Source organism: Saliphagus sp. LR7 (assembly GCF_003344565.1).
Classification (GTDB): Archaea; Halobacteriota; Halobacteria; order Halobacteriales; family Natrialbaceae; genus Saliphagus; species Saliphagus infecundisoli.
In genome coordinates this window covers 1-509 of sequence record NZ_QPND01000088.1, presented here as the reverse complement: position 1 = coordinate 509, position 509 = coordinate 1, and the positions used below count along the sequence as shown (strand labels likewise).

1 protein-coding gene is annotated in these 509 nt (G+C 62.3%); it reads left to right on the top strand.

Going from position 1 to position 509, the window contains the following annotated elements:
- Positions 1-509: Gfo/Idh/MocA family protein (locus tag DVH23_RS23295; protein WP_198668095.1), on the top strand; the 509-nt coding region annotated here is incomplete at both ends.

Here is a 509-nt window from a genome sequence, read left to right as displayed (position 1 = left end):
GTCTGTACGCCCTCCTACCTCCATCACGACCACGTCGTCGACGCCGCCCGCTCGACGGCGGACCCGTCGCTGATCTGGTGTGAGAAGCCCATCGCCTCGCAGGTGAGCGACGCCGAGGAGATGGTCGACGTCTGTGCGGACACGGAGACGGAACTGCTGGTGAACCACTCGTTCCGGTTTACGGACAAGCTTCAGCAGCTCCGACAGTTGATCCACGAGGAGAACTTACTAGGGGAGATCCGGTCGGTAAGCACTCAGTTCCGGATGGAACTGCTGCGGAACTCGACACACCTGCTGGACACGCTGGTTTACCTGCTCGACGCGCGCGCGGAGCGGGTTTCGGGGTACATCACTGGCGAGAACGAAGCCGTCGAGAGTCTCGAGGCAGGCGAACAGGTTGACGATTCGGGCGGGGGCGGGTTCGTTGTGATGGACGACGGTACGTTCGTCACCGTCGACTGCACGCTTCCCCGGGAAATCTCCTCGATGACGTTCAACGTCGTCGGCAC